The sequence below is a fragment of the Asticcacaulis sp. AC466 genome (genome assembly GCF_000495815.1).
GTDB lineage: Bacteria > Pseudomonadota > Alphaproteobacteria > Caulobacterales > Caulobacteraceae > Asticcacaulis.
The window spans coordinates 815,715-841,277 of record NZ_AWGE01000001.1; the positions used below are offsets into that span (position 1 = coordinate 815,715).

Here is a 25,563-nt window from a genome sequence, read left to right on the forward strand (position 1 = left end):
TTCATTAATCTAGACTGACGAACACAAGGGCAGGACCGTGTCTTCCATATCAGGACTGTCAGCGGCGCAAATATCCAAGCTGAGTACGACGTACATCGAAAGCTTGTCGACGTCGGACCTGGCCGAACTGAAGACGACGCAGATCAGTGCCTTGTCCACGTCTGCGGTCTCGATTCTGTCCACGACCCAGATTGGGGCGCTGTCCACGACCCAGGTCACGGCGCTGACGACCAATCAGGTCAAGGCGCTGACGACCGACCAAATGGCCTTTCTGGCCACTGGCGCGGTTGCTTTCACCCGTGACCAGCTTGCCGTATTGCTGACAGCCCAGTTGGAGACCTTTTCCACCACCGCTATTGCGGCCCTCGATACGGCCCAATTGGCCGGTCTGACCGTCGCCGAAATCAGCCATCTATCACCGACGCAATTTGCGGCCCTGACACCTGAGCAGGTGGGCCGGTTCACCACCGGGCAAATTCGCGGCCTGACGACGAGCGAAGTCTCGTCGCTGACGACCACGCAACTGACCGGCCTGACGCCCTTGCAGTTGACCGCTTTCACCGCCACCAGCATCGCTGCTCTGGGGGCTACATCCCTGCTGTCCTTGACCTCCACTCAGGTGCAGGGATTGTCGACATCCGCTGTCTTTGGCCTGACACGCACCACGTTCGCAGACATTGCCACGACATTTCTGTCGGAACTGAGTGCGACACAACTCAAGTCGGTCTCCGCTGCCAATCTGAACAGCCTGTCAACCTCGGCGGTCGCCGCGCTTGAAACACGCCTTGTCGCAAGCCTGACGAGCACGCAGATCGCCGATCTCAACGCAACCACGATCAGTGCCTTGACGACAACCCAGGCCATGATCCTGTCCGGTGCGCAACTGGCCGCCATTAGCACCTCAGCCTTGGCGGGGCTTACGACGACGGATACCGCCGTCCTTACGCCTACCCAGACTGCCGCCCTGACCGCCGTCCAGGTCGCTTATTTTTCGACCAGCCAGCTTGCGGCGCTCACAACAGGCCAGCTTAACTCTGTGTCTACGACTGCGATCGCGGCGATCAAGTCCAATCAGGCGGCGGGCCTGACGACGACCCAGATTTCGGGACTGGACACCACGCATTTGCAGGCAATGACGACAAGTCTGCTGGCGGCACTGACCCCGTCCCAGATCGATTCCCTGACGCCCGACCAGGTCGCCCAGCTAAAGACAATTCAGTTGAATGCCATCAACGGCACCGCATTCACCGAACTCTCGACCGGCGATTTAGGCAGCCTGACGACGCTTCAGATGGCGGGGTTGGATTCGACCCATGTCGAGCGCCTGACGGCGACCCAGGTCGCATCGCTGTCCTCAGCCCAACTCGGCGCCATTTCGGCGGCCAGCATTCCCACTTTCTCGGCCGACGATATCGCAGCCCTCAGCACCGGCCAGTTGGCGGGGCTTACCTCGGCCCAGGTGGGGCGCCTGACAAGCACGCAATTGACCACTTTGACCGCGACCCAGTTTGCGGCCCTGACGCCCACGGCACTGGCCGGATTGACGCCCGCCCAGATCGGTAGCGTCACGACCGACCGACTGGTCGCGCTCGGCGCCGATCAAATAAACGGCCTGAGCAACGGAGCACTCGCCGCCATGAAGGCCACCCAAGCGGCGGCCCTCACGGCAAGCCAGGTGAGCGGACTAAGCGAAACCAAAATCGGCGCCATTTCGGCCGCCGCACTCGGTGGCCTGACGACGACGAACGTAGCACTTTTATCCGCCACGCAGGTGAGCAAGCTGACCTCCATCCAGATCGGTGCCCTCGGTCCCACCAATCTGGCCGCCCTGACCGCCACGGCGTTAGGCGCGCTGACCAGTACGCAATTGCCGGGCGTCACCGCCACAGAAGTTGCCGGCCTCAGCTCGACACAAGTGGCGTCTCTGACCTCAAGCCAGCTCAATGCCCTGACAACGGCGGCGATAAAGGCTTTGACGGCCGATCAGGCGGGAGCGCTAGGGCCAGCGGCAGTGTCGGGATTGTCGGTTACGCGCATCGCCGCCCTGAGCACCGCCGCCGTCAACGCCCTGACGCCCGAGACGATCGGTGGCCTCAGTTCGACCCAGGCGCTTGGCTTGTCGAGTGCGCAGGTCGCAGCGTTTACGGCAAACCAGATCGTGGCCATGGGTACAGAGCAGCTCAATAAGCTCACCACGGCCGCTGCCTTCGGCCTTAATGCCACACTGGCCGCAGCCCTGACTACAAGCCAGATGTCGGCGCTTGCCACAACCCTCTTGGCGGCCTTGTCCTCCAGCGCCATCAGCGGGCTTAACCAAACCCAGGTCGCTACGCTCAACACCTCTCAGATGCAGGCCTTGAAGGCGGCGCAATTGAACGCCCTGACGGCTTCGGCGCTTAACGGGCTGACGACGACGGAACTGGACGCCCTGACCTCGACGCAACTGGCCAGCCTGTCGACGGGCCAGATCGCCATTTTCGGCAGCACGCACATCGCCAATCTGGAGACCACCCAGCTTACCGGACTGACGGGTGTACAACTGGGCAGCTTCACAACGGATCAGCTTGCGGCGCTGTCGGCCACCCAACTCAACAGTCTGACTGCCACCACGCTGGGTGCGCTCAAGGCGAGCCAGGCGGCGGGCCTGACGACCACCCAGATCGCGGGGCTCGACACGACCCGAGTTCAGGCGTTGAACTCCAGCATACTTGGTGCGCTCAACGCCACTCAAGTCGAGGCCCTGACCTCAACCCAGATGACGCAGCTTCAGCCGGGCCAGCTCAATGCCATCAACGCCACGGCCTTCGCCGATCTGACCACGACCGACGTTGGCGTCCTGACGGCGACGCAGCTTGCCGGATTGAATTCGACCCAGGTGGAGCGCTTGACCCAGACCCAGATTGCGGCGCTTGGGGCATCGCAGCTTGGTGCTCTGGCGCCGGCGACAATTGCTACCTTTTCCACCGCTGAGATCGCCGCTCTTACGACGGCGCAACTGGCCGGTATCACCTCCGCTCAAGCGGGCAAGCTGACGGCTGCTCAGTTGTCGAACCTGAGCGCGACGCAGTATGCGGCCCTGACATCGACGGCCTTGTCTGGGCTGACGGCGGCGCAGATTGCCGGCATATCCCCCGACGCCCTTGCTGCGGTAGGTGTCGGCCAACTGAACAGCCTGACGGCGGCAGCCCTCGGCGGGATTACGGCCACCCAGTCGGCCAGGCTGACGACGACCCAGATTGCCGGGTTGACTGACACCAAGTTGGCTTCGCTTTCCGTGACCGCCCTGAGCGGTCTTACGACAACCGATACCGCGATGTTGTCGACGACCCAAATGGCCAGGCTCAGTTCCGCCCAGATCGCCGGGCTTGGCGCGGCCAATCTGGCCGCTGTCAACGCGACGCTGTTTGGGACTTTGTCGGTCACGCAATTGAGTGGCCTCACCTCGGCCCAGGTCGCGGCCCTCAGTCCGGGACAGACCGCCGCACTGAGTGCCGCTCAGTTGAACGCGCTCACCACGACGGCGCTGAGATCGCTCACGGCGGACCAGGCCGCGGCCCTTTCAGCCACAGCCTTGTCGGGGCTTGCGGTGACTCGCATCGGCGTGCTGACAACCTCCGCTGTTAGCGCCTTGACGACGACGGCCCTGACCGGCCTGACCTCGACCCAGGCGCTCGGCCTCACCAGCACACACGTTGCCAATCTCACCTCGACCCAGCTTGCCGCCTTGACGACGGAGAAGCTCAACAAGCTGACGGTAAGCGCCGTTGCCGGGCTCACCGCTACCCTCGCTGGTGCGCTGTCAACCACCCAACTGGCCGGGCTGGCGACCACCATTTTAAGCGCCCTGTCGACCACGGCCATCGCGGCTTTGAACCAAACTCAAATCGCCGCGCTTGACGCCTCACAGATTCAATCGCTGAAGGCCGCACAACTGAATGCCTTGACCGCGGCGGCCGTCGGCGGCTTGACGACGACCGAGCTGGCCGGGCTGACGACGACGCAAATCGCCGGACTTTCGACAACCCAGATCGCCAATCTCGGCACGAGCAGCATCACCAGTCTCAAGACATCACAGATTGTCGGCCTCACCCCCGCCCAGGTCATGAGCTTTTCAGCAGACCAGCTGAAAGCGATGACGACGACGCAGCTCAACAGCCTGACGATCGGCGCGATTGGCACGCTGCGGTCGACGCAGGCCACAGGTTTAACCGCGTCCCAGCTTTCAGGACTGGACACAACGCATCTTCAGGCCCTCAACACCTCTATCCTGGCAGCGCTTGACGATAGCCAACTCGGGGCGCTGAGTGCCACGCAATTCGCCACACTGAAAACGACGCAGTTGAATGCGATCAACGGTACGGCATTTACAGATCTGACAACGACCGATATCGCGGCCCTGACGACCACCCAACTGGTCGGTCTGACGGCCACCCAGGCCGAACGTTTGACGCAGACGCAGATCGCCGGATTGACATCCACTCAGATCGCCGCTGTGACGGCCGCGAACCTAGCGACCTTCACGACCACCGAAATCGGCGCCTTGACCTCCACGCAACTGGGCGGCCTGACCGCCGCGCAGGTCAGCCGGCTGGCGACATCACAATTGACCAGCCTCAGCGTTACTCAATTGACGGCGATGACGACAACGGCTTTGTCCGGTCTGACGGCGACGCAAGTCGGTGCCATCGACGTCACGACCATAGCTGCCTTGCCCGCCGATCGGCTTAATGTCCTTACACCGTCCGCGCTTGCCGGTCTTTCGGCGGCTCAGCTTGGCGGCCTGACAACCACGCAGATTTCCGGCCTGGCGGAAACCAAACTGGCCGCATTGACCGCCACCGCGCTTGGCGGCCTTACGCCGCTCGAAGTCGCCGCCTTATCCACCACGCAGATCGGAAAGCTTAGTGCGAGCCAGATCGCCGGGCTTGGCGCCACGAATTTCGCGACCCTGACGGCGACGACCCTGGCAAGCTTGACTTCGACGCAATTGGCCGGGGTAACGGCTTCTGAACTGACAGCCCTGTCTTCGACCCAGGTCGCGGCATTGGCCTCGACGCAACTGAATGCGTTGACGACCACGGCGATATCCGCGCTGACCGGCGATCAGGCCTCGGCTCTAAGTTCGACGGCCCTGTCCGGTTTGGCGGTCACTCGCATCGGCGCCTTGACGACATCGGCGGCTACGGCGCTGACGCCAACGGCATTGGATGGATTGACGACGACCCAGGCTTTGGGGCTCACCAGCGCGCAGGTTGGTAATCTGACAGCCACGCAGCTGACGTCGCTGTCCACCGATCAGCTTAACAAACTCACCGTTACCGCCGCGGGCGGCCTGACGAGCACTCAGGCCGCCGCCCTGACGACAACACAGGTCGGCAGCCTGGCCAACACTGTCCTGTCCGCCTTGACCACGGATGTCATCGCCGCATTGAATTTGACGCAGGTCGCCGCGCTGTCGATAACTCAGATTGCGGCCTTGAAGACCACCCAACTGAATGCATTGACATCGACTGCCTGGAGCGGGTTAGCGCCTGCGGCCATTACCAGCCTGACGACGACCCAGATCGCCGGGTTGGGCACCACGCAGATTTCCGGTTTGACGACGGCCCAGATTGGGGGGCTGCTGTCGACGCAGTTGGCCGCACTATCGACGACCAGCGTGGCCATGCTCAACGAAACCGCGATTGGTACGCTCACCTCGACGCAATTGGCGGGCCTTGGCGCGCTCCAGATCGGCGCGCTGACCGTAACCGCTTTTGCCGGTATGGATACGACAAAGATCGGCGCCCTGACTGCGGCCCAGATGGCGGGAGTTACGGCATCCGATCTGGTCGCGCTCACCCCAACCCAGTTGGGCGGGTTTGCGTCTACCCAGATAGGGTGTCTGTCGACGCGCAGCCTGTCGGCCCTGACGCAAACCGTCATTGGCAATCTGAGCACCACGCAGATGGCCGGCCTGAGCCAGACCCAGATGGCGTCATTGACGGCAGATGCTCTGAATGGCCTGACCTCGACCCAGCTTGCCAATCTGACGACGACGCAATTAAGCGGGTTCAATTCGAGCCAGTTGGCGTCCTTGACCACAGATCAGTTGAACGGCTTGTCGGCCACCCAGTTCAGCGCATTGACCAATACCGCGATCTCCGGGTTCAATGAAACCCAGGCGAATAACCTGTCGTCGGATCAGATCAATGCCCTGTCAAGCGCGCAACTGGCTGGTCTGACGACGACGATCTTTGGTAATCTCTCGACAACAGCAATCGCTGCCTTGGGTACGACCCAGCTTTCCGCCTTGACCGCCACAGAACTGACGGCAATGAGCCCGGTTCAGATGACCGTGGTGAATCAAACCCAGATCGGGGGCCTGACCACAACGACCCTGACGGGGCTGACCGCGACGCAGCTATCGTCGCTGTCGACGACGCAAATGTCCCTGCTTGGCACCGGACAGATTGGCGCGCTTACCCTGTCGGCCATAACCGGCCTGACGACCAGCCAAATCGCGGCCTTTACCTCAACCCAGGTGAGCGGCCTGACCGGCGTGCAAAGAAACGCCTTCTCCGCCGACCAACTCAATGCCCTGCGATTGAAACTGGGGTAGAGCGTGTCCCGATCTGACGGCCTCAGATCGGCGCTCCAATTCCATATTTTGACGCGCCTTTTTATCCGAAAAGTGCGTCACACTTTTCGGAAAGCGCTTTAGCCCGGCTCAGGCCTTTTCGGCAGAGATCTGGTCTAGCGTTTTGGCCGGTGTGATGGCTTGCGGATCGATATAGCAATGGAGAATGGCTGGCTTGCCGCTGGCCTGGGCGCGCAGGAAGGCGGGGGCGAACTCCGCAGTGGTGCGTACGGTTTCGCCGTGACCGCCGAAGGCCGTGGCATAGGCGGCGAAATCCGGATTTTTCAAATCGGTTCCGACGACGCGATGCGGATAGTTGCGTTCCTGGTGCATGCGGATCGTGCCGTACATGCCGTTATCGATAACGATGACAATGACCGGAATGTCGTACTGAACCGCCGTGGCGAATTCGTTGCCATGCATCAGGAAGCAGCCGTCGCCGGCGAAGACGACCACGGTCTTTTCGGGGCATTGGCGTTTGGCCATGATGCCAGCGGGCACACTATAGCCGACGCTGCCGGAGGTCGGTGCGATCTGCGTGCGCGGCTGGGTATGCCGCCAGTAGCGATGCAGCCAGATGGCGTAATTGCCGGCGCCGTTGCAGGTGATGGTATCGGCGGGCAGGTTTTCACGCAGCCACACCATGACGTCGCCATATTGAAACTCACCGGGAAGTTTCGCCGGCGTGGTTGTCCACATCAGGAAGTCCATGTGGGCGTTCTGGGGCTGCTCCGCCCAGGGCGCGTCGATGGGTGTATCCATCTCGGACAGGGCCAGCGCGAATTCATCCGGGGCGCAGACGATGCCGAGGTTGGGCTGATAGACCTTGCCGATTTCGCCCGCGTCCGGGAAGATATGGATCACGGTCTGCTTCGGCTGGGGCACGTCGATCAGGGTGTAGCTGGCCGAGGGCACCTCCGCCATGCGCGCGCCGAGCAGGATCAGCAGGTCGGCGTCCTTTACGCGGGCGCTCAGTTTGGGGTTCTGACCGAAGCCGAGATCGCCGGCATAGCTGGGATGATCGGCCGGGAAGAGGGCGGAGCGGCGGAATTCGGTGGCGACCGGAATCTGAAAGCGCGTGGCGAAATCAGCGATGGCTTTACAGCCGTCTATACTCCAGTTGCTGCCGCCCAGAATGATCAGCGGTCGTTTGGACGTCTGTAGTTGTGCTTCGAATTGCTTAAGTATTTCAACAGATAGCGTTGGTTTTACGTATGTAATAACGGACGCGTCCCCAACGGCCTCAACATCCGTCAGCACGTCTTCCGGAAGGGAGATAACCACCGGTCCCGGGCGTCCCTGCATCGCCACACAAAAGGCGCGGGCGATGATCTCAGGTATGCGGCGCGCGTCGGTGATTTCGACAACCCATTTCGCCGTGCTGCCAAAGACGGCCTGATAGTCCATTTCCTGGAACGCGCCGCGCCCCAGCATTGCCCGCTCGACCTGGCCGATGAACAGGATCATCGGCGTTGAATCGTGCTGAGCGATATGGACGCCATGAGCGGCATTCATTGCGCCCGGACCTCGTGTGACGAAGCATATCCCGGGGCGGGCTGTCAGTTTGCCATAGGCTTCGGCCATGATGGCCGCGCCGCCTTCGTGACGGCAGATCAGCACGTCGATGTCGGCGTCATACATGGCGTCCAGGGCCGCCAGATAGCTTTCGCCGGGGACGCACGTGATGCGGTCGACGCCCTGAATCTTCAGTTGGTCGACGAGAATCTGACCACCGGTGCGCGGCGTGTGGGAAGAAGCAGACATCAGGATTTCCATTCAGGGTGGCCGGTGCCCAGCATGGGCGACGGTGACAGGGCGGACATGCGTTCGCCATTGATGACAATAGGGGAGGCGACGCCGGCGACGCGTGAGCCGTCCGGCGCGGTGAGATCGAGCCTCAGGCCGCGATGGACGATCTGCGGGTCGTTGAAAACGTCTTCGATGCGATTGATCGGACCGGCCGGTACGCCGTGATCCTCGAGCAGGGCCAGCAGGCCCGCGCGCGTCCATGACGCGAGGTAGGGTTCCAGTTCTGCTTGCAATCGGGCCCGCTGGCCGACGCGCTGGGCATTGGTCTGGTAGTCCGGGTTCAGCAGGATATCACCGGCGTCCAGGGCGACGCAGAACTTGCGGAATTGGCCGTCATTGCCCACCGCGACAATGACGTGGCCATCTTTCACGCGGAACACCTGATAGGGGGCGATATTGGGATGGGCATTGCCCAGGCGCGACGGCGATTTGCCAGAGACAAGATAGTTGCTGGCCTGATTGGCCAGTATGGATGTCGCCGTATCGAACAGCGACATATCGATGTGGCAGCCTTCGCCGCTGGTGTGGCGGCCATTCAGGGCGGCGAGTATGGCCGTCGCCGTATAGACACCGGTAAAGATGTCCACAACGGCGACACCGACCTTCTGCGGTTCGCGATCGGGCTCGCCGGTAATGTCCATCAGGCCGCTCATGCCCTGGATGATGTAATCATAACCGGCGCGGGCGGCGTAGGGGCCGTCCTGACCGAAGCCGGTGATCGAGGCGTAGATCAGGCGCGGATTGACGGCCTTCAGACTGGCGTAATCGAGCCCGTACTTTTTCAGGCCTCCGACCTTGAAGTTCTCAATGACGATATCCGCCTCGGCGGCCAGCTTGCGGATGACGGCCTGGCCGTCCGGCGTTTCGAAGGCGACGGCGACCGACGACTTGCCGCGATTGCAGCTATGGAAGTAGGCGGCGCCCCAGGCGCTACCGGCGGCATCCGTCACGAAGGGCGGCCCCCAGGTGCGCGTGTCGTCGCCGGTTTCCGGCCGTTCTATCTTGATGACCTCGGCGCCCAGGTCGGCAAGCAATTGCCCGCACCACGGGCCGGCCAGGATACGGGCGAGTTCGAGAACCTTAAGACCGGCCAACGGTTTCATGTCGATCCTTGGGATTTAGAAAAACGCCTGCAATCCGGTTTGCGCCCGTCCCAGGATGAGGGCATGGACATCGTGCGTGCCTTCATAGGTATTGACGGTTTCGAGGTTCTGGGCATGGCGCATGACGTGGAATTCCTCATGGATACCATTGCCGCCGTGCATGTCCCGCGCCTGGCGGGCGACATCGAGCGCCTTGCCGCAATTGTTGCGCTTGATCAGCGAGATCATCTCCGGCGCCATCTGGCCGGCGTCGAACAATTGCCCGACGCGCAAGGCTGCCTGGAGCCCCAGGGTGATTTCGGTCTGCATGTCGGCCAGCTTCTTCTGGAACAACTGCATCTGGGCCAAAGGCTTGCCGAACTGCTTGCGGTCCAGGCCATATTGGCGTGCGCGGTGCCAGCAGTCTTCGGCCGCGCCCATGACGCCCCAGGCAATGCCGTAGCGGGCGCGGTTGAGGCAGCCGAACGGGCCTTTCAGGCCGCTGATATTGGGCAGAAGCGCGTCTTCGCCGACCTCGACGCCCTCCATGACGATCTCACCGGTGATCGAGGCGCGTAAGGACAGTTTGCCGTGAATTTTTGGGGCGCTCAGGCCCTTCATACCTTTCTCAAGGACGAATCCGCGAATGACGTCGTCGAGCTTGGCCCACACCACAAAGACATCGGCGATGGGGGAATTGGAAATCCACATCTTGGTGCCGGTCAGCCGGTAGCCGCCATCGATCTTTTCGGCTTTGGCGCGCATGGCGCCGGGATCGGATCCGGCGTCAGGCTCGGTCAGCCCGAAGCAGCCGACCCATTCGCCCGAGGCCAGTTTCGGCAGGTATTTCTGGCGCTGGGCTTCGCTGCCATAGGCGTAAATGGGGTACATGACCAGGGACGACTGGACGCTCATCATCGAACGGTAACCGGAATCGACACGTTCGACTTCGCGCGCCACCAGGCCGTAGGCGACGTAGGATGCGCCCGCGCCGCCATAGGTTTCGGGCAGGGTGACGCCAAGCAGGCCCAGTTCACCCATCTCATTGAAGATATGGCGGTCGGTATATTCCTCGCCATAGGCCTTCAGCACGCGCGGCTGAAGGGAACCTTGGGCGTAGGCGTGAGCCGCATCGCGGATCATCCGCTCATCGTCGCTCAGTTGTGCGTCGAGCAGAAAGGGGTCATTCCATTGAAAATCAGACATCGAATACCACACCCTGGGCCAGCGGCAGAGTGCTGCCGTAATTGATGGTGTTGGTGGCGCGGCGCATATAGGCGCGCCAGGCATCGGAGCCGGATTCACGGCCGCCGCCTGTTTCCTTTTCCCCACCGAAGGCGCCGCCGATTTCCGCGCCGGAGGTGCCGATATTGACATTGGCAATGCCGCAATCCGAACCCGCGGCTGACATGAACAGCTCGGCCTCACGCACATCGTTGGTGAAGACGGAGGACGACAGACCCGCGCCGACCGCGTTTTGCATGGCTATGGCATCGGCAATGTCGGAATAGCGCACGACATAGAGGATGGGTGCAAAGGTTTCGCGCAGCATCGGGCCGTCGTGACGCGGCATTTCGACGATGGCCGGACGAACATAATAGCTGTTGTCACCGGCGATCTTGACGCGATCGCCGCCTTCAACCTGACCGCCCGCGGCCTTCGCTTCGGCGAGGGCTTTTTCGAAGCCGTCGAAGGCGGCCTTGTCGATAAGGGGGCCGACCAGCGTGCCGTCTTCCATCGGGTTGCCGATCTTGACAGAGGCATAGGCCTTCTTCAGACGCGGGACGAGGGTGTCGTAGATGCTGTCGTGAACGAACAGGCGTCGCAGAGTCGTACAGCGCTGACCGGCTGTGCCCATGGCGGCGAAGGCGATGCCGCGCAGGGCCAGGTCAAGGTCGGCTGTCGGAGCGATGATGGCGGCGTTGTTGCCGCCCAGTTCGAGGATGGAGCGGGCAAAGCGGGCGGCCAGCTTGGGACCGACGGCGCGACCCATGGCGGTCGAGCCAGTCGCCGAGACCAGCGCCACCTTTTCATGATCGACCATGGCCTCACCGATGTCGCGCGCGCCGATAATCAGGGCGGACAGACCGGCCGGGGCATCGTAGCCTTCGTCGACATAGCGCTTAAGGGCGCGCTCGAACAGGGCGTGGGTCGCCAGGCCGGTGAGCGGTGATTTTTCCGACGGCTTCCAGACGATGGCGTTGCCGCAGACCAGGGCCAGGGCGGCGTTCCAGGCCCAGACGGCGACGGGGAAGTTGAAGGCGGAAATGATGCCGACAACGCCCAGCGGATGCCAGGTTTCCATCATGCGGTGGTGGCTGCGTTCGGTGGCAATGGTCAGGCCATACAGCTGGCGCGAGAGGCCGACGGCGAAATCGCAGATGTCGATCATTTCCTGAACTTCGCCCAGGCCTTCTGAGGTCACCTTACCTACTTCGATGGAGACAAGCTTGCCCAGTTCGGCCTTGTGTGCGCGCAGTTCTTCGCCGAACAGGCGGACCAGTTCGCCACGCTTGGGCGCTGGCACGATGCGCCAGTCGAGAAATGCCTTGTGCGCCGCGTCGATGGCCCGGGTGGCGTCGGCAGCCGAGGTTTCGACGACATCGGCGATCCGGTCACCGGTTACGGGTGAGGTGACGGCCAGGCTGCCGCCGGTATAGGTCCTGGCATCGACGCCGAGGGCTTTCAGCAGGTCCGCCACATCGGCGGAAAATCGGGTGGTTTCAGTGATCATGGTGTGAACCTTCTAAAAACGGGAATCGGTCAAATGGGCGGCCTGGGCGCCGACCTCGTAAAAAACTTCCTTGATCGCGCGCATCTTTGCGTCTGCGGGCGTGGTAATGGGTAGCGGCAGGTCATCGTCGCTCAGATCGCCCGCGATCCGTTCGGCCAGGGTGCGGCCCATGACCGTGCCGGGGGCGATTCCGCGGCCATTATAGCCGCTGATGCCGATGACATTGGGCGCGAAAGCGTGGAAACGCGGCAGGTTGTCGTCGGTCATGCCAATCTGGCCATACCATTCGGCTTCGAACCGGACCTTGCCGATCTGAGGGAATATCTTGTGCAGGGCGCGTAGGGCCCAGCTGCGGTGGATGACTTCGCCCGCGCCACGCAACGCGCCGACGCTGCCGAAGATCAGCCGGCCGCGATTATCCATACGGAAGGAGGACAGGACCTCTTTGGTGTCCCATACCCCTTCGTTGCCAGGAAGGAGTGTGGCACGAATAGGATCGGGCAAGGGCTCGGTGGCCAGGTTGAAATAGGGCAGGTGCACCTGTTCGCGGCGGATGATTTCCCATGGACCTTGCGTATAGGCGTCGGTGGCCATGATCACCCAGTCGGCGGTGACGGAACCGCCGGGCGTGCGGACGCGCCAGCGGGCGCCGTCGGCCACGACTTCCAGGGCCGGAGACCCGGTATAGATCGCGGCCCCTTCCTTAAGTGCCGCCCCCGCCAGGCCACGCACATAGGCCAGCGGCTGAATGGTGCCGGCGCGCAGGTCAAGGAGCGATCCTGTATAGGCGTGGCTGCCGACGCGGCGCGCCGTCTCTTCGGCGGACAGCAGGCGAACGGGGGCGCCCCTCGCCTGCCACTGCGTTTCGCGCTGGCGCAATTCGTCAAGCCCCGCCTGACCGACGGCGCAATGCAGGGTGCCGTGCTTTTGCAATTGGCAATCAATGCGATAGGCCTCGACAATCTCGAACACGGCGGCCGGTGCGTCACCGAGCAGTTTCAGCAGGCGAGCGCCATGAACCTCACCCAGCACGTTGGGCAGTTCGTCGGGCATGACCCACATGCCGGCATTGACCAGGCCGACATTGCGCCCGGCGCCGCCGAAACCAATCTCCCTGGCTTCCAGAACGACCGATTCGATGCCTTTTTTCGCCAGATGCAGCGCGGCGGAATTGCCGGTATAGCCGCCGCCAACGATACAGACCTGCGTGCGCACATCGCCGGTCAACCCCTTGGTGGCGGGTGCGGCGGGCGCAGTGGTTTCCCAAAGGCCGTGTGTCTTGGTATCGTTCTGCATGTCATTCCGTATCTGTATGGACTTATCCCTTATACGCGCTAATATGACCCATATCCATTGCCATTTCGGTAATACATCATTCTCAAATGGAATGACTTAAGTGCTTCGAATGCGGATAATGGTGTGGATTTTTGCCCCGGCGCGTTTTTTCATCCGAAAAGCTCGTTAGATGTTATGGGAAAGTGCTCAGGATGTTGACGCCCCGCCGTTTCCTTCCGCCGATTGCGCATTTGCAGGCCTTTGAGGCCGCCGCGCGCATGAGCAGCATCACGACCGCGGCGCGGGAACTAAACCTGACGCAAAGCGCGGTCAGCCGCCAGATAAAAGCTTTGGAAGATTTGCTGGAAGTCGAGTTGTTCTACCGCGAACGCCAGACCATCCGCCTGACGCCGGGAGGTGAAGCCTATGCGCGGGAGGTGCGTGACGCGCTCAAGAAGATCAGCACCGCCTCTCTGAACCTGCGGGCCAACCCGTTCGGCGGTACGCTGAACCTGGCCGTTCTGCCGACCTTTGGCGCGCGCTGGCTGGCGCCGCGCCTGCCATCGTTTCTGGCGCAGCATCCCGGCACCACGCTTAATCTGGTGACGCGGCTGACGGCGTTCGATTTCCGGCTGGAAGCCATGGACGCCGCCATCTATCACGGCACGGGCGATTGGCCGGGCGCGCAGACCCATAGGCTGCGTGACGAATATGTCGTGCCGGCATGTAGCCCGGCGCTATTGGAACGCTATCGTTTCGAGGCGCCGGCCGATCTGCGTAAGGCGCCGCTATTGCACATCACCACGCGCCCCGACGCGTGGGAGCGTTGGCTGCGGTTGCACAACGCCCCGGCGGAGCAGGTCCAAGGCATGCTGTTCGACCAGTTTTCCACCCTGGCCCAGGTGGCGCGGGCCGGGCTGGGCGTCGCCCTCTTGCCGGCTTTCCTGATCGAGGAAGAGCTGCGCACCGGTCAACTTGTCCGCGCACTCGACCTGCCGATGCAGACCGCCGAAGCCTATTACCTGGCCTGGCCGGAAGACCGGGCCGATCATCCCCCTCTGACAGCGTTCCGCGACTGGATAGACGCTGAAATTTCTGCAGACACCAATATTCATAACTAGCCCATACTCATAAGGAGGCCGCCGTGCTGAACCTGACCGCCCATGATCTGATCGAACGCCTGTCCTACGATGTGCTGACGCGGCAATTGCCGAAATTGCTCCAGGTTGAAACCGAAAGCCCGCAGCGTCACGTCCATACCTTGCGCAATCAGGGCGAGCCGGACGCGACCCTGCTTCTGATGCCGGCCTGGGCCGAAGGGATGGGCGGCGTCAAACTGGTCAATGTCACCCCTGGCAATCTGAAACGGGGCTTGCCCGCCGTGACGGCCAGCTATTTGTTGTTCGACGCGATTACCGGCGAACATCTGGCCCTGCTCGACGGGGGTGAGCTGACGGCGCGGCGCACGGCAGCGGTCGCGGCCATCGCGGCGGACCGGCTGGCGTCCGCGCAGGCGCATGACTTGCTGCTGGTCGGATCGGGCCGCATCGCCTCGGAGCTGGCCTTCGCCTACCGGGCCGTGCGCGATATCCGCTCGGTCGAGGTCCATAGCCAGACGCCCGCCAATGCGGAAAAGCTGGCCCATCACCTGCGCGACAATGGCTTCAACGCCCATGCGTCGCAAGACCTGCAAGCCAGTACGGCCAAGGCGGACATCATCGCGTGCGCCACCTTGTCGAAGGAACCGTTGATCAAAGGGGAATGGGTTCGTGCCGGTCAGCACGTGGCCCTGATCGGGGGGTATCTCAAAGACATGCGCGAAGGCGACGACCTTCTGATGACGGAAGGGCAGGTCTGGGTCGACAGCTATGCCGCCATGAGCGAGGCCGGGGACCTGACGCAACCGATCGCCGCCGGTTTGCTGCATCACGAAGCCATTCGTGGCACATTGGCGGACCTGTGCCGGGTCGCGACCGTCGCTGGACGCGATGAGATCGTGACGGTGTTCAAGAGCGTCGGCGACGCGGCGCAGGATCTGGCGGCGGCCACGCTGGCCGTGGGTTGAGGCCTTGGGTTAGAGTAGGGCGCCTTTCGGGCAGCGCTCTATATCCCTTGCCAGTCCAGGACGATCTTGCCGGACTGACCGGCGCGCATGATGTCGAAGCCCTGCTGGAACTCACCCACCGGCAGGCGATGGGTGATGATGCGTTCCAGCGGGAAGCCGGCTTCGATCAGGCCCAGCATCTTGCGCCAGGTTTCGAACATTTCGCGGCCGTAGACGCCGCGGACGGTCAGGGCCTTCATGATGATGTCGTTCCAGTTGACCGTGCTTTCACTGGCCGGAATCCCCAGCAAGGTCAGGGCCCCGCCCATGCGCAGATGTTCGATGGCCTGAGGGATGGCGGGCTTGGCCCCGCTCATTTCCATGCAGACGTCATAGCCGTTGGCGATGCCCAGTTCATGGCGGACGTCGTTCAGGTCTTCGCGGGTGACATCGACCGTGCGCATATCGGCCACCGTCGCCGCCAGACTGAGGCGGTAGGGATTGATGTCGGTGAGGGTTACGCTGCGTGCGCCGACGAATTTGGCCACGGCCGCGGCCATGATGCCGATGGGGCCCGCACCGGTCACCAGAACATTGGCGCCGACCATATCGGTCTGTTGCACCGTATGGACGGCATTGCCGAAGGGGTCGAGCACGGCGCCCAGTTCGTTCGATACACGGTCGGGCAGTGGAACGACGTTAAAGGCGGGCAGGACGAGATATTGCGCGAAGGCGCCGGGGCGGTTGACGCCTATGCCCTGGGTATCCGGATCGAGGTGGAAGCGGCCCATGCGGGCGGCGTCGCTATCCATGTTGATGACGTGACCTTCGCCGGAGACCCGCTGGCCGATCTTGAGCGGACGCGTGACGCGTGCGCCAATGGCGACGATCTCACCGGCGAATTCGTGGCCCACGACCATCGGCACCGGAATGGTCTTTTGCGCCCACTGGTCCCAGTTATAGATGTGAATATCCGTTCCGCAGATGGCGGTGTGGGTGATACGGACCAGCACGTCGTCCGGGCCGCAGTCGGGCACGGGCGCCGTGGTTTGCCAGATGCCGGGTTCGGCTTTCAGCTTGGCCAGGGCGGTCATGGTGGTGGGCAGGGTGCGGGCGGTGGTGAGGGGGCGCAGATCGTCCATAGAAGGCACTTTCCGAAAGTGACGCACCTTTCGCAAAAAGCGCGCAGACACAAAATTCTGATTTTTGACTAGCCGATAATGCCGAGTTCGCGCCCGATCTTGGTAAAGGCGGCGATGGCGGTATCGATCTGGTCAAAGGTGTGGGCGGCGGAAATCTGCGTCCGGATACGCGCCTGACCGTCCGGCACGACGGGGAAGGAGAAGCCGATGACGTAGATGCCTTCGTCGAGCAGCTTCGCGGCCATTTGCTGCGCCCGTTTCGCGTCGTACAGCATGACGGGTATGATCGGGTGCGAGCCGGGCAGAAGGTCGAAACCGGCGGCGGTCAGACCGGCGCGGAACCGTTCAGCATTTTGCTGGATACGGTCGCGCAAATCATCGCCGGCTTCGGCCAGCTCGATGGCCTTGAGGCTTGACGCCGTGATCGCCGGGGCCAAAGCGTTGGAGAAGAGGTAGGGGCGGGCGCGCTGACGCAGCAGGTCGATGACCGGCTTTTTCGCGGCGATATAGCCGCCCATCGCGCCGCCCAGGGCCTTGCCGAAGGTGCCGGTCAGGATGTCGACCTTGACGCCGGCGCGGGCGGGTGTGCCGGCGCCCTTCGGCCCGGTGAAGCCGGTGGCGTGGCAGTCGTCGACCATGACCAGGGCGTCATAGTGTTCGGCCAGACGGGCAATACCTTCGAGCGGCGCATAATAGCCGTCCATCGAGAAGACGCCGTCCGTGGCGATGAGTATGGTGCGGGCGCCATTGTCGCGCGCGGCCTTGAGCTGGGTTTCCAGATCGGCCAGATCGGCATTCTTGAAGCGGTACTTCTTCGCCTTGCACAGGCGCACGCCGTCAATGATTGACGCGTGATTGAGGCTGTCAGACACGATGGCGTCTTCGTCGGTCAGCAGGGGCTCGAACACGCCGCCATTCGCATCGAAACAGGCGGCGAACAATATGGCGTCCTCCATGCCGACATAGGCGGCGATCTTGGCTTCCAGCGTCTTATGCAGGTCCTGCGTGCCGCAGATGAAGCGGACGCTGGCCATGCCGGAGCCATATTTGAGCAGGGCGTCGCGGCCGGCTTCGATAACTTCGGGATGATCGGCCAGGCCAAGGTAATTATTGGCGCAGAAGTTTATGACCTCGCTGCCGTCATTCAAACGCAGGGCGGGACGTTGCGGTGAAGAAATAACGTGCTCCGGCTTTTTCAGGCCGCGTGCGTCGATATCAGTAAGGGTGGCTTCGACGCGATCATAAAAGGCGGCACGCATGCAGGAGGCTCCAAATTCCATTATATTGACGCAATGTACAATATGATGGTTGGGGCTGCAATTTAAATTCCATCATATCGAAATAAAGTTCGGTATGATGGAATTGCGCTATCCGGGAATGACGACCAGGAGCGCTTCCAGCTTACCCGTGCCGGTATTGCTGATGCTGTGCGGCACGTCGGCGCGATATCGCAATGTGCTGCCCGCCGCCGCCTTCTGCTGCGCTTCGGACGAAATCACCAGGGCTTCTCCGGCCAGAAGAGTCAGGTGTTCGCGCGCGCCGGCAGCGTGCGGTTGCGAAGTCAGGGACGCGCCCGGCTCGATTTCGAGGCGATACCATTCGACGTCCCCGGTGGTTTCGGGCGGGCTGAGGATTTGCAGCAGGCAGTGACCGTCGGCTGAATGGATGCGGGGAATGTTATGCGCTTCGACCAACTCGATGGCCTGTTCGCTTTCGTCGGCCGCTTCGCCGATCAGGGTGGCGATATCGATCCCAAGCGCCTGGGTCAGCGCCCACAGGGTCGCAAAGGTCGGGTTCGCCAGGCCCCGTTCGACCTGGCTCAGCATCGAGCGCGAAATCTTGCTGCGTACGGCCATGTCGTCGAGGGACAGGCCCTGCTGCTTGCGCAGGGCCTGGAGGCGGGAGCCTATTTCCGGTGGCTTTTTGAGTTTGTCCGTCATGCGCCCCTGTTTAAGCGCAAACGGATTTAAGCGCAAACCGATCTGCTTACCAGTGCGTCTCGCGGCCGTCGTGCGGCGGAATTTGCATGTCGTGAAGCAGGTGCGCGACATGTTCGCTGTCATGGCCCTTGCGACCCAATATGACCGAGCGGTTAGTTTTGGGCGGGGTCAGTCCCGCTTCGTGCAGGACAGCGGCGATGCGGGCGTCGAATTCAGGCCGCAAAGCTGCTTTGCTGATGGAAATGCCCTTGGGCAGCAAGGTCTCATCGACCTCATCCATCAGGAACAGCTCATCGACGAAATGGTACATATAGTCCAGGCTTTTGACCAGGCGTTGGTGGCTGAGGCAGGCGCCGTCGCCTAAGCGAATCATCCAGTCGCGCGTAAAGGCGACGTGGTGGGTGACGTCGCGAACGCTCTTTTCGGCAATGTCCGCCAAGCCTTTGTGCGCAGAGGTGCTCAGGGCTTCCAGGAACAAAAGCTGGTAGTTGGAAAACAGGAATTGGCGCGCCAGGGTCTGGGCGAAATCGCCGTTGTTCTGTTCGACCAGAAGGCAGTTGTGAAAGTCATGGGCGTCGCGATGAAAGGCCAGGGTGTCGGCATCGCGGCCCTTGGGGTCATTCTGCGCCGCTAGTTCCAGCCAGAACGTCGCCTGGCCGACCAGGTCGAGCGCCAGGCTGGAGAGGCCGAGATCGACCTCCAGACTGGGGGCGTGGCCGCACCAGGCGCTCAGGCGCTGGCCCAGGACAAGGGCATCATCGCCCAGACGGAGAATGTAGTCGAAAATCGGATCTCGCATAGGAGGTTCCTGCCTGTACTATTGCTTATCGTTATCAACGGTAGGAGCGGGCGCGACGCCTTGATACAAAAAATGCTGCATACCTTTCGGCTGCAGCATTCTGAGTCGTGGGCGGGACGATAGGTGCACAGATTGACGGATCGCCGGAGCGGTGAGCTGATCCGGAGTAGTGATCCGGTTGGCGTGAGTAAGCGGCGATACGTGCATCTGTGCGGTCTTGTGGCGTTTTCTCTTATCGTTGAAAAGACGCTACAAAATTCCGGACCTAGGGTCAATTTCAAAAATTGACATTTCTGTCAAATTTGGAAATTTGCCTGAAATTTCGCAAAATTTCCCACGCTTTAGCGCAATCAATAGAAATTATGCTGCGCTATTGTGCAGCCGGATTCAAAGAGTCGTATAGCGCGTCAAGCAGGCTATTCGGGCCGGGTTGATCGCCGGTCAGTTCCCAGATCATGACACCGGCGCCGACCTGACGCGCCAGTTCGGCCTTGGCGCGGATGGTGGGGCGGCCATTGTAGGTGACGTAGTCGCAGCCGCTGCACGGCTTTCCGATGATGTCATTGGCGGCAACCGTATCGCCGTAGGTCGCCAGCAGGCCCTTGTAGTCAAGCATTCCGTTGGCATAGGTGCCGAAGGCGTGACCGTAGAAGGGGACACCCAGGACCAGTTGCGCCTTGGTGACGCCGCGCGCCTGCCAGACGGCGATATCGCGCCTGGCCATGGCCAGGCTGGAATGCTCTTGCCCAGCCGTACCCCAGCTCGGGCCTACGCCGTCATAGGACATGATGTTCACATAGTCGAAATATGGGACACTTTCGACGGGGACCATGCCGCCCTCAGCCGAAGCGGTGGCGCAGGTCAGAAGTTTATGGCGCGCCTTCAAGCCCGCGCTAAGCTCGCGGATAAAGGGGGTGTATTCGCCAGCCTTGTCGATGGTCGTCAACACCTGCCACTCCAGATCGACGTCCAGCCCGTCCAGTCCGGTTTCGTCCACGAATGCCAGCAGGTTTTGCACCAGAGCCGCGCGGTTTTCGGTCTTGAGAAGGGTAGGCCAGTCACCCGAACAGGCCGGAATGATACCGCCTCCGAGGGAGACGAGTACTTTTACGCCGGATGCATGGGCGCGGGCGATCACGGCCTTGACATCGGCCAGAGGGGTCGGACCGTGGCCATGTGTATCCATGCATGCCATCTGGGCGTCGGTGACGATCCGCCCCTGCGCGTCGGGATTCACGAAGGAGAGGTTGATATGGGTGACCTTGCTTAAATCGATGGTGTCCATGTGCGGCAGCATGGGCCCCTTGAAGGCGGGCAGATAGCCGATCACGACTGGCTTCGGCACCGGTTTGGCGGCCACCGGTAGGGCCAGAAGGGCCGACAGGCACAAGGCGGCGGCAATCAGATATTTCATGGCGACGTTCCCTCTGGTTTTATCCACTCTATGGTTTTATCGAAAGTGGCATTGTTATTGGTCATAATCAACAAGACCAATTTTATTTTTCTACCACGATTGCCTCTCATTGAGAAACCGGGCGGGACGCGGTATGACGTGACTAGATATTCTCCGGACGAGGTGCGCCGTACCCGGTCAAGACAAGACGACGCCACTACCGGAGTCGTATCATGTCCAAAACCAATACCAAACTTTGGGCGATTGTCGCCATCTTGATCTCCATCGTTTCGGTGCAACTGGGGGCGACCCTGGGCAAGCACCTGTTTCCCGTGATCGGGGCCGCCGGTACGACGGCTGTGCGTCAGTTCTTCGCCACCGCTGCGTTGTTGATTGTCTTCCGTCCGTGGCAGGGCGGTCCTGAACGCAGGCACTGGCCCGTCCTGGGGCTTTACGGCGCCATTCTCGGCATCATGAACCTCGTCTTCTATATGTCTCTGGCGCGTATCCCGCTTGGCATCGCCGTGGCGCTCGAGTTTTCAGGTCCTCTGGCGGTGGCGATTTTCGGGTCGCGCAAATGGAGCGATTTCATCTGGGTCGGTTGTGCCGTTGCCGGCCTTTTGATCCTTCTGCCCTGGACGCAGGGCGCCGGTGCGCTCGATCCGCTTGGTGTCGCCTTGGCTCTGGTCGCGGGGGTGTGCTGGGCCGCCTATATCATTGTCGGCCAGAAGGTCGGCGATCGCGTACATGGTGGCAAGGCCGTGGCGCTTGGCATGGCGTTTTCCATGCTGTTCACCGTCCCGGTCGGGGTTGTCGCCGCCGGCGCGTCCTTGTGGTCGTGGAGCCTTTTGCCCTACGGTATTGGCATAGGCATCCTGGCCAGCGCGATTCCGTACAGTCTGGAGATGATCGCGCTCAAAGCCATGCCAGCCAAAACCTTCGGACTGATGATGAGCCTGGAACCCGCCGTCGCCGCCGTGCTTGGGCTGGTCATCCTTCACGAATTGCTGACGCCCCTGCAATGGCTGGCCGTCGCCCTGATTATAATCGCATCGGCGGGGTCGAGCCTGACGTCGAAGCGGCCGCCGGCGGAACCGGTCTGATTTCGATCACGCCGTTACTATAAATCCATCCTCTATGCGGACGGGCCAGGGCGTCAGGGACTGGCCGGCGCAGGGGCCGCCGACGCATAGCCCCGATGAAATCTGAAACAGGGCGCCGTGCCAGCTGCACGAAATCAGGTCGGCGCGTGGTGTCAGGTAATTGTCAAGTTCCTGCGCCAAGGGCAGGCCGGCGTGTGGGCAGCGATCGACATAGCCGTAATAGGCGTCCGCCTTGCGCACTACAAAGCCATGGAAAAAGGCCTCACCGATTTGCAGGACGAAATTGCGTGCGGTGTCCGGACTGATCAGATCCTTTGCCCCGAGTTTGACCCCGGCGGGCGTGGCGTAGACGCGTGTCGTCACCGATTGGAATCCACCGTATCGGCGTCGGGCTGATGGCGCGGATGGGCGCGCACGAAGGCCGTGTGCTCATCGCACCGTTCGTTAACGGCGCGGATGTGGGGGTAGGGATCGAGGCTGACATTGAAGCGCTGGGCCGAAAAAACCTGCGGCACCAGGAAGCAGTCGGCCAGGGTCGGCACGTCGCCAAAGCAGTAGCCACGGCCGTGGTGGGCAATCAGGCTTTCCAGAGCGGTAAAGCCTTCGGCAATCCACCCGGTCGCCCATATCTTGGTGCGCGTGTCGTCCGCGCCCAGTTCTGATTTCAGTTCGCGCAGCACGCGCAGATTGTTGAGCGGGTGGATGTCGCACGCGACCAGCGCCGCCATGGACCTGACGACTGCACGGTCGGCCGCCGCCTGCGGCAGAAGGGGGGGCTGCGGACAGGTGTCTTCCAGCCATTCGATAATGGCGGAGCTCTGAGTCAAGACTTGGCCGCCGATGTCGAGCGCCGGAACGAGACCTTGCGGGTTCAAAGCCTTATAGGCTGGGTCATGATGCGCATTGGTTCGCAGGTCATGGCCGATGGCCGTGTAGTCCAGGCCTTTCAGATTGAGCGCGATCCGAACACGGTAGGCGGCGCTGGAGCGCCAGTAGTCATGCAGCTTGAGCATTTCCAGTCCTTATCTCGCGGGTAAAATGACCCCGCGGCAATCGCCGAAACCGAGCGAAGCAAAGCCGTCCGCTTCGGCGTTTGCCCGCAAGATAAGCTCATCGCCGTCCTCAAGAAAGGTTCGCGTCTCATTTGACGGTAAAGTCACGGGCTTTTTACCGCCTTCGGAGATTTCGAGCAGGCTGCCCGCGCTGTCCGGCGTCGGGCCGGAAATGGTGCCGGTGCCGAGAAGATCGCCCGGTTGCAGGTTACAGCCGTTCGAGGCGTGGTGCGTGAGCAGTTGCGCCACGGTCCAGTACATGTGCCGCGCCTCGCTGTGGCTCAGAGCATAGGCCGGAAGGTTCTGGGCACGCATTTCCTGGGTGCGCAGGGTGACTTCGAGTTTCAGGTTCAACGCGCCGCTGGCCTGGTCGGCATCGCCCCACAGGTAAGGCAGGGGACGCGGGTCGCCGTCCGGCCGGGCGGGCTGGGCCAGACGGAAGGGGGCCAGGGCTTCGGGCGTGACAATCCACGGTGAGATAGTGGTCATGAAGTTCTTGGCCAGGAATGGCCCCAGCGGCTGATATTCCCACGCCTGGAAATCGCGTGCCGACCAGTCGTTGAGCAGGCAGAAGCCCGCGATGTGTGTTGCGGCGTCGGCAATGTCGATGGGGGTGCCCAGCGCATTCCCCGGCCCGACCCAGACGCCCAGTTCGAGTTCGAAATCCAGACGCTTGCTGGGGCCGAATACGGGCGATTCGGCATCCGGCGCGCGGGTCTGCCCCTTCGGGCGGACAACCGGTTCACCTGACGGCCGGATAGACGAGGCGCGGCCATGATAACCGATGGGGACGTGTTTGTAGTTGGGCAGCAGGGGATTGTCCGGCCGAAACAGCTTGCCGACGCTGACCGCGTGATGAATCCCGGCGTAGAAATCGGTGTAGTCGCCGATCCGTGTCGGCAGGTGCACGGTGCAGTCGCTGGCGGCATGCAGATAGGGTTGTGCCGTGTCGATGTAGCGCTCATCGCTGAGCAGGCGCGACATCTGGGTGCGGACCGATTTGCGCAAGGCGGGTGTGGCCAGAATGGCATCGAGTGTAATGGGGTCATGCATCAGCCCGGCGGCGACGAGCGCCTGAAGATCAATGATTGATTCCCCAATGGCAACGGCGGCGCGTGGCGCCTCATTCGGCGGGCTGACCAATCCATAGGGTAGATTTTGGATGGGAAAGTCGGCGTGGCCGTTGGCACTGCTTACCCATGAGGTTTGTTTCGGATCGTGCGTATTGTCGATGGCGGTCATGGGCATTCGTGTCATGGGCATTCGGGTAATTCGGCCTTCTTGAAATCGTCCCAGCACTGGTCGTAGTCGGCTTGCAACAGCGGCGAGGCGAGGGCCGCCGCGCTCGGAACCAAAGGCAGTTGGCTTTCGAACATGAAGGCCATGGTGCCGTCTATCTTATGCGGCGCCAGATCGGCGGCGATAGCTGTTTCATAGCTGGCGCGGTCGGGGCCATGGCCGTTCATACAGTTGTGTAAACTGGCGCCGCCCGGTGCGAAGCCACCTGCCTTTGCATCATAAGTGCCAGTTATCAAGCCCATGAATTCGCTCATGATATTCCTATGGAACCATGGAGGTCTGAACGTATGTTCGGCCACCATCCAGCGCGGCGGAAAGATAACAAAATCGCAGTTGGCGGTGCCTGGACACTCCGATGGCGATGTGAGGACGGTGAAGATCGACGGGTCGGGATGATCGAAGCTGACCGTATTGAGGGTGTTGAAACGGCGCAGGTCGTAGCGGTACGGCGCCAGATTGCCATGCCAGGCGACCACGTCCAGCGGCGAATGATCGATGGCGGTTGTCCATAGTCTGCCGCAGAATTTTTGTAGAAGTTCGCAAGGCGCATCGATGTCTTCGAAGGCGGCAACGGGGCTTTCGAAGTCGCGAGGGTTGGCCAGGCCGTTGGCACCGATGGGGCCCAGGTCCGGTAGGCGGAACGGCTTGCCATAGTTTTCGCAGACATAGCCGGTGGCATGGCCTTCCGGCAGGGTGACGCGAAATTTCACACCGCGCGGAATGACGGCGATCTGCAATGGCTCGAGCTTCAGAACGCCCATTTCGGTAAAGATGACCAGCCGCCCCGATTGCGGGACGATCAGCAGTTCGCCGTCGGCATTAAAGAAAACCCGGCCGTGCATGGACCGGTTGGCGGCGTAAAGGTAGATGCTGATGCCCGCTTGCGCGGCCGGATCTCCGTTGCCGGCATACGGCATAAGGCCGTCCACGAAATCGGCAGGTGCTGTGGGAGGCACGACCGGTGACCAGCGTAAGCGGTTGGGCGTGGGTTCGCCCCGCGCTGTGGCGTCGCGGTACGGGGTGAACGGCGCGTGACTGGCGGATGGGCGCAGGCGGTAAAGCCAGGTGCGCCGGTTTTCATGACGCGGGGCTGTAAAGGCAGACCCCGAAAGCTGTTCGGCATAGAGGCCGAACGGCACCTTTTGCGGCGAGTTCTGGCCGATGGGCAAGGCTCCGGGCACGGCCTCGGTCGAAAAGTGGTTGCCGAAACCGGTCATGTACTCTGACATCTGCGAACCTCCCGTTCTTGTCCTTATAGGAAGTCAGGCGTGC

At 61.9% G+C, this 25,563-nt stretch carries 18 protein-coding genes and 1 riboswitch; of the genes, 4 read left to right on the forward strand and 14 right to left on the reverse strand.

Annotated features, from left to right (window positions below; genetic code table 11):
• Positions 1 to 37: 37 nt before the first annotated feature.
• Positions 38 to 6,601, forward strand: a complete 6,564-nt coding sequence (locus tag AEAC466_RS26770; RefSeq protein WP_023456817.1) for a beta strand repeat-containing protein — start codon at positions 38 to 40, stop codon at positions 6,599 to 6,601.
• A 108-nt stretch (positions 6,602 to 6,709) separates the two neighbouring features.
• Here the strand turns inward: AEAC466_RS26770 and AEAC466_RS26775 are convergent, their stop codons facing one another.
• The 5 genes from AEAC466_RS26775 to AEAC466_RS26795 are packed head-to-tail and all read right to left on the reverse strand — an operon-like array spanning position 6,710 to position 13,540.
• A complete protein-coding gene (locus AEAC466_RS26775) occupies positions 6,710 to 8,383 on the reverse strand; it encodes a thiamine pyrophosphate-binding protein (protein WP_031238210.1) in 1,674 nt (557 codons plus the stop codon).
• Complete coding sequence (locus AEAC466_RS26780; RefSeq protein ID WP_023456819.1) at positions 8,383 to 9,531, reverse strand: CaiB/BaiF CoA transferase family protein; 1,149 nt, start codon at positions 9,529 to 9,531, stop codon at positions 8,383 to 8,385. Before AEAC466_RS26780 ends, AEAC466_RS26775 begins: the two co-directional genes overlap by 1 nt.
• Before the next feature lie 15 nt (positions 9,532 to 9,546).
• Positions 9,547 to 10,716 (reverse strand): acyl-CoA dehydrogenase, encoded by a 1,170-nt coding sequence (locus AEAC466_RS26785; RefSeq protein ID WP_023456820.1) that lies wholly within the window; start codon positions 10,714 to 10,716, stop codon positions 9,547 to 9,549.
• Positions 10,709 to 12,244, reverse strand: a complete 1,536-nt coding sequence (gene amaB / locus AEAC466_RS26790) for an L-piperidine-6-carboxylate dehydrogenase (RefSeq protein ID WP_023456821.1) — start codon at positions 12,242 to 12,244, stop codon at positions 10,709 to 10,711. Before amaB ends, AEAC466_RS26785 begins: the two co-directional genes overlap by 8 nt.
• A 12-nt stretch (positions 12,245 to 12,256) precedes the next feature.
• A complete protein-coding gene (locus AEAC466_RS26795) occupies positions 12,257 to 13,540 on the reverse strand; it encodes an NAD(P)/FAD-dependent oxidoreductase (protein ID WP_023456822.1) in 1,284 nt (427 codons plus the stop codon).
• A 191-nt stretch (positions 13,541 to 13,731) separates the two neighbouring features.
• Between AEAC466_RS26795 and AEAC466_RS26800 the strand changes: the two genes are divergently transcribed.
• Positions 13,732 to 14,640, forward strand: a complete 909-nt coding sequence (locus tag AEAC466_RS26800) for a LysR family transcriptional regulator (RefSeq protein WP_023456823.1) — start codon at positions 13,732 to 13,734, stop codon at positions 14,638 to 14,640.
• 23 nt (positions 14,641 to 14,663) lie between these two features.
• On the forward strand, positions 14,664 to 15,584 hold the full coding sequence (locus tag AEAC466_RS26805; RefSeq protein WP_023456824.1) for an ornithine cyclodeaminase family protein: 921 nt from the start codon (positions 14,664 to 14,666) through the stop codon (positions 15,582 to 15,584).
• A gap of 38 nt (positions 15,585 to 15,622) precedes the next feature.
• On the opposite strand, the gene tdh is transcribed toward AEAC466_RS26805, so the two are convergent.
• The 5 genes from tdh to AEAC466_RS26830 form a co-directional block, all read right to left on the reverse strand.
• Entirely contained in the window at positions 15,623 to 16,705 is a 1,083-nt protein-coding gene (gene tdh, locus AEAC466_RS26810) for an L-threonine 3-dehydrogenase (protein WP_023456825.1), read from the reverse strand.
• 68 nt (positions 16,706 to 16,773) lie between these two features.
• On the reverse strand, positions 16,774 to 17,964 hold the full coding sequence (kbl, locus tag AEAC466_RS26815; protein WP_031238213.1) for a glycine C-acetyltransferase: 1,191 nt from the start codon (positions 17,962 to 17,964) through the stop codon (positions 16,774 to 16,776).
• A gap of 108 nt (positions 17,965 to 18,072) precedes the next feature.
• On the reverse strand, positions 18,073 to 18,645 hold the full coding sequence (locus AEAC466_RS26820; protein WP_023456827.1) for an XRE family transcriptional regulator: 573 nt from the start codon (positions 18,643 to 18,645) through the stop codon (positions 18,073 to 18,075).
• A gap of 46 nt (positions 18,646 to 18,691) precedes the next feature.
• Positions 18,692 to 19,444 (reverse strand): 1,2-phenylacetyl-CoA epoxidase subunit PaaC, encoded by a 753-nt coding sequence (paaC, locus tag AEAC466_RS26825; protein WP_023456828.1) that lies wholly within the window; start codon positions 19,442 to 19,444, stop codon positions 18,692 to 18,694.
• 370 nt (positions 19,445 to 19,814) lie between these two features.
• Positions 19,815 to 20,858, reverse strand: coding sequence for a glycosyl hydrolase family 18 protein (locus tag AEAC466_RS26830; RefSeq protein ID WP_023456829.1), 1,044 nt, complete (start codon positions 20,856 to 20,858; stop codon positions 19,815 to 19,817).
• Between the two features lie 125 nt (positions 20,859 to 20,983).
• A riboswitch (guanidine-III (ykkC-III) riboswitch) is annotated at positions 20,984 to 21,055 on the forward strand.
• Between the two features lie 15 nt (positions 21,056 to 21,070).
• Here AEAC466_RS26830 and AEAC466_RS26835 point away from each other — a divergent pair.
• Positions 21,071 to 21,940 (forward strand): EamA family transporter, encoded by an 870-nt coding sequence (locus AEAC466_RS26835; protein WP_023456830.1) that lies wholly within the window; start codon positions 21,071 to 21,073, stop codon positions 21,938 to 21,940.
• 6 nt (positions 21,941 to 21,946) lie between these two features.
• Here the strand turns inward: AEAC466_RS26835 and AEAC466_RS26840 are convergent, their stop codons facing one another.
• Genes AEAC466_RS26840 through hmgA form a run of 4 tightly spaced genes read right to left on the reverse strand, consistent with a single transcriptional unit; the run spans position 21,947 to position 25,520 of the window.
• Entirely contained in the window at positions 21,947 to 22,303 is a 357-nt protein-coding gene (locus tag AEAC466_RS26840; protein ID WP_023456831.1) for a Rieske (2Fe-2S) protein, read from the reverse strand.
• A complete protein-coding gene (gene maiA, locus AEAC466_RS26845; RefSeq protein WP_023456832.1) occupies positions 22,300 to 22,953 on the reverse strand; it encodes a maleylacetoacetate isomerase in 654 nt (217 codons plus the stop codon). Before maiA ends, AEAC466_RS26840 begins: the two co-directional genes overlap by 4 nt.
• A 9-nt stretch (positions 22,954 to 22,962) precedes the next feature.
• The gene (fahA, locus tag AEAC466_RS26850) at positions 22,963 to 24,234 is read right to left on the reverse strand and encodes a fumarylacetoacetase (protein WP_155913463.1); all 1,272 of its coding nucleotides are present in this window, start codon (positions 24,232 to 24,234) and stop codon (positions 22,963 to 22,965) included.
• 11 nt (positions 24,235 to 24,245) lie between these two features.
• Positions 24,246 to 25,520 carry a homogentisate 1,2-dioxygenase gene (gene hmgA / locus AEAC466_RS26855; protein WP_031238214.1) on the reverse strand — a complete coding sequence of 425 codons (1,275 nt, stop codon included), beginning with the start codon at positions 25,518 to 25,520 and terminating at the stop codon, positions 24,246 to 24,248.
• Between the last annotated feature and the right edge of the window lie 43 nt (positions 25,521 to 25,563).

Excerpts from the sequence above, each read along its gene's own strand:
- AEAC466_RS26775 (WP_031238210.1), bottom strand. The coding sequence starts at position 8,383 with ATGTCTGCTTCTTCCCACACGCCGCGCACCGGTGGTCAGATTCTCGTC.
- AEAC466_RS26780 (WP_023456819.1), bottom strand. The coding sequence starts at position 9,531 with ATGAAACCGTTGGCCGGTCTTAAGGTTCTCGAACTCGCCCGTATCCTG.
- AEAC466_RS26785 (WP_023456820.1), bottom strand. The coding sequence starts at position 10,716 with ATGTCTGATTTTCAATGGAATGACCCCTTTCTGCTCGACGCACAACTG.
- amaB (WP_023456821.1), bottom strand. The coding sequence starts at position 12,244 with ATGATCACTGAAACCACCCGATTTTCCGCCGATGTGGCGGACCTGCTG.
- AEAC466_RS26795 (WP_023456822.1), bottom strand. The coding sequence starts at position 13,540 with ATGCAGAACGATACCAAGACACACGGCCTTTGGGAAACCACTGCGCCC.
- AEAC466_RS26800 (WP_023456823.1), top strand. The coding sequence starts at position 13,732 with ATGTTGACGCCCCGCCGTTTCCTTCCGCCGATTGCGCATTTGCAGGCC.
- tdh (WP_023456825.1), bottom strand. The coding sequence starts at position 16,705 with ATGGACGATCTGCGCCCCCTCACCACCGCCCGCACCCTGCCCACCACC.
- kbl (WP_031238213.1), bottom strand. The coding sequence starts at position 17,964 with ATGCGTGCCGCCTTTTATGATCGCGTCGAAGCCACCCTTACTGATATC.
- AEAC466_RS26820 (WP_023456827.1), bottom strand. The coding sequence starts at position 18,645 with ATGACGGACAAACTCAAAAAGCCACCGGAAATAGGCTCCCGCCTCCAG.
- paaC (WP_023456828.1), bottom strand. The coding sequence starts at position 19,444 with ATGCGAGATCCGATTTTCGACTACATTCTCCGTCTGGGCGATGATGCC.
- AEAC466_RS26830 (WP_023456829.1), bottom strand. The coding sequence starts at position 20,858 with ATGAAATATCTGATTGCCGCCGCCTTGTGCCTGTCGGCCCTTCTGGCC.
- AEAC466_RS26835 (WP_023456830.1), top strand. The coding sequence starts at position 21,071 with ATGTCCAAAACCAATACCAAACTTTGGGCGATTGTCGCCATCTTGATC.
- maiA (WP_023456832.1), bottom strand. The coding sequence starts at position 22,953 with ATGCTCAAGCTGCATGACTACTGGCGCTCCAGCGCCGCCTACCGTGTT.
- fahA (WP_155913463.1), bottom strand. The coding sequence starts at position 24,234 with ATGACCGCCATCGACAATACGCACGATCCGAAACAAACCTCATGGGTA.
- hmgA (WP_031238214.1), bottom strand. The coding sequence starts at position 25,520 with ATGTCAGAGTACATGACCGGTTTCGGCAACCACTTTTCGACCGAGGCC.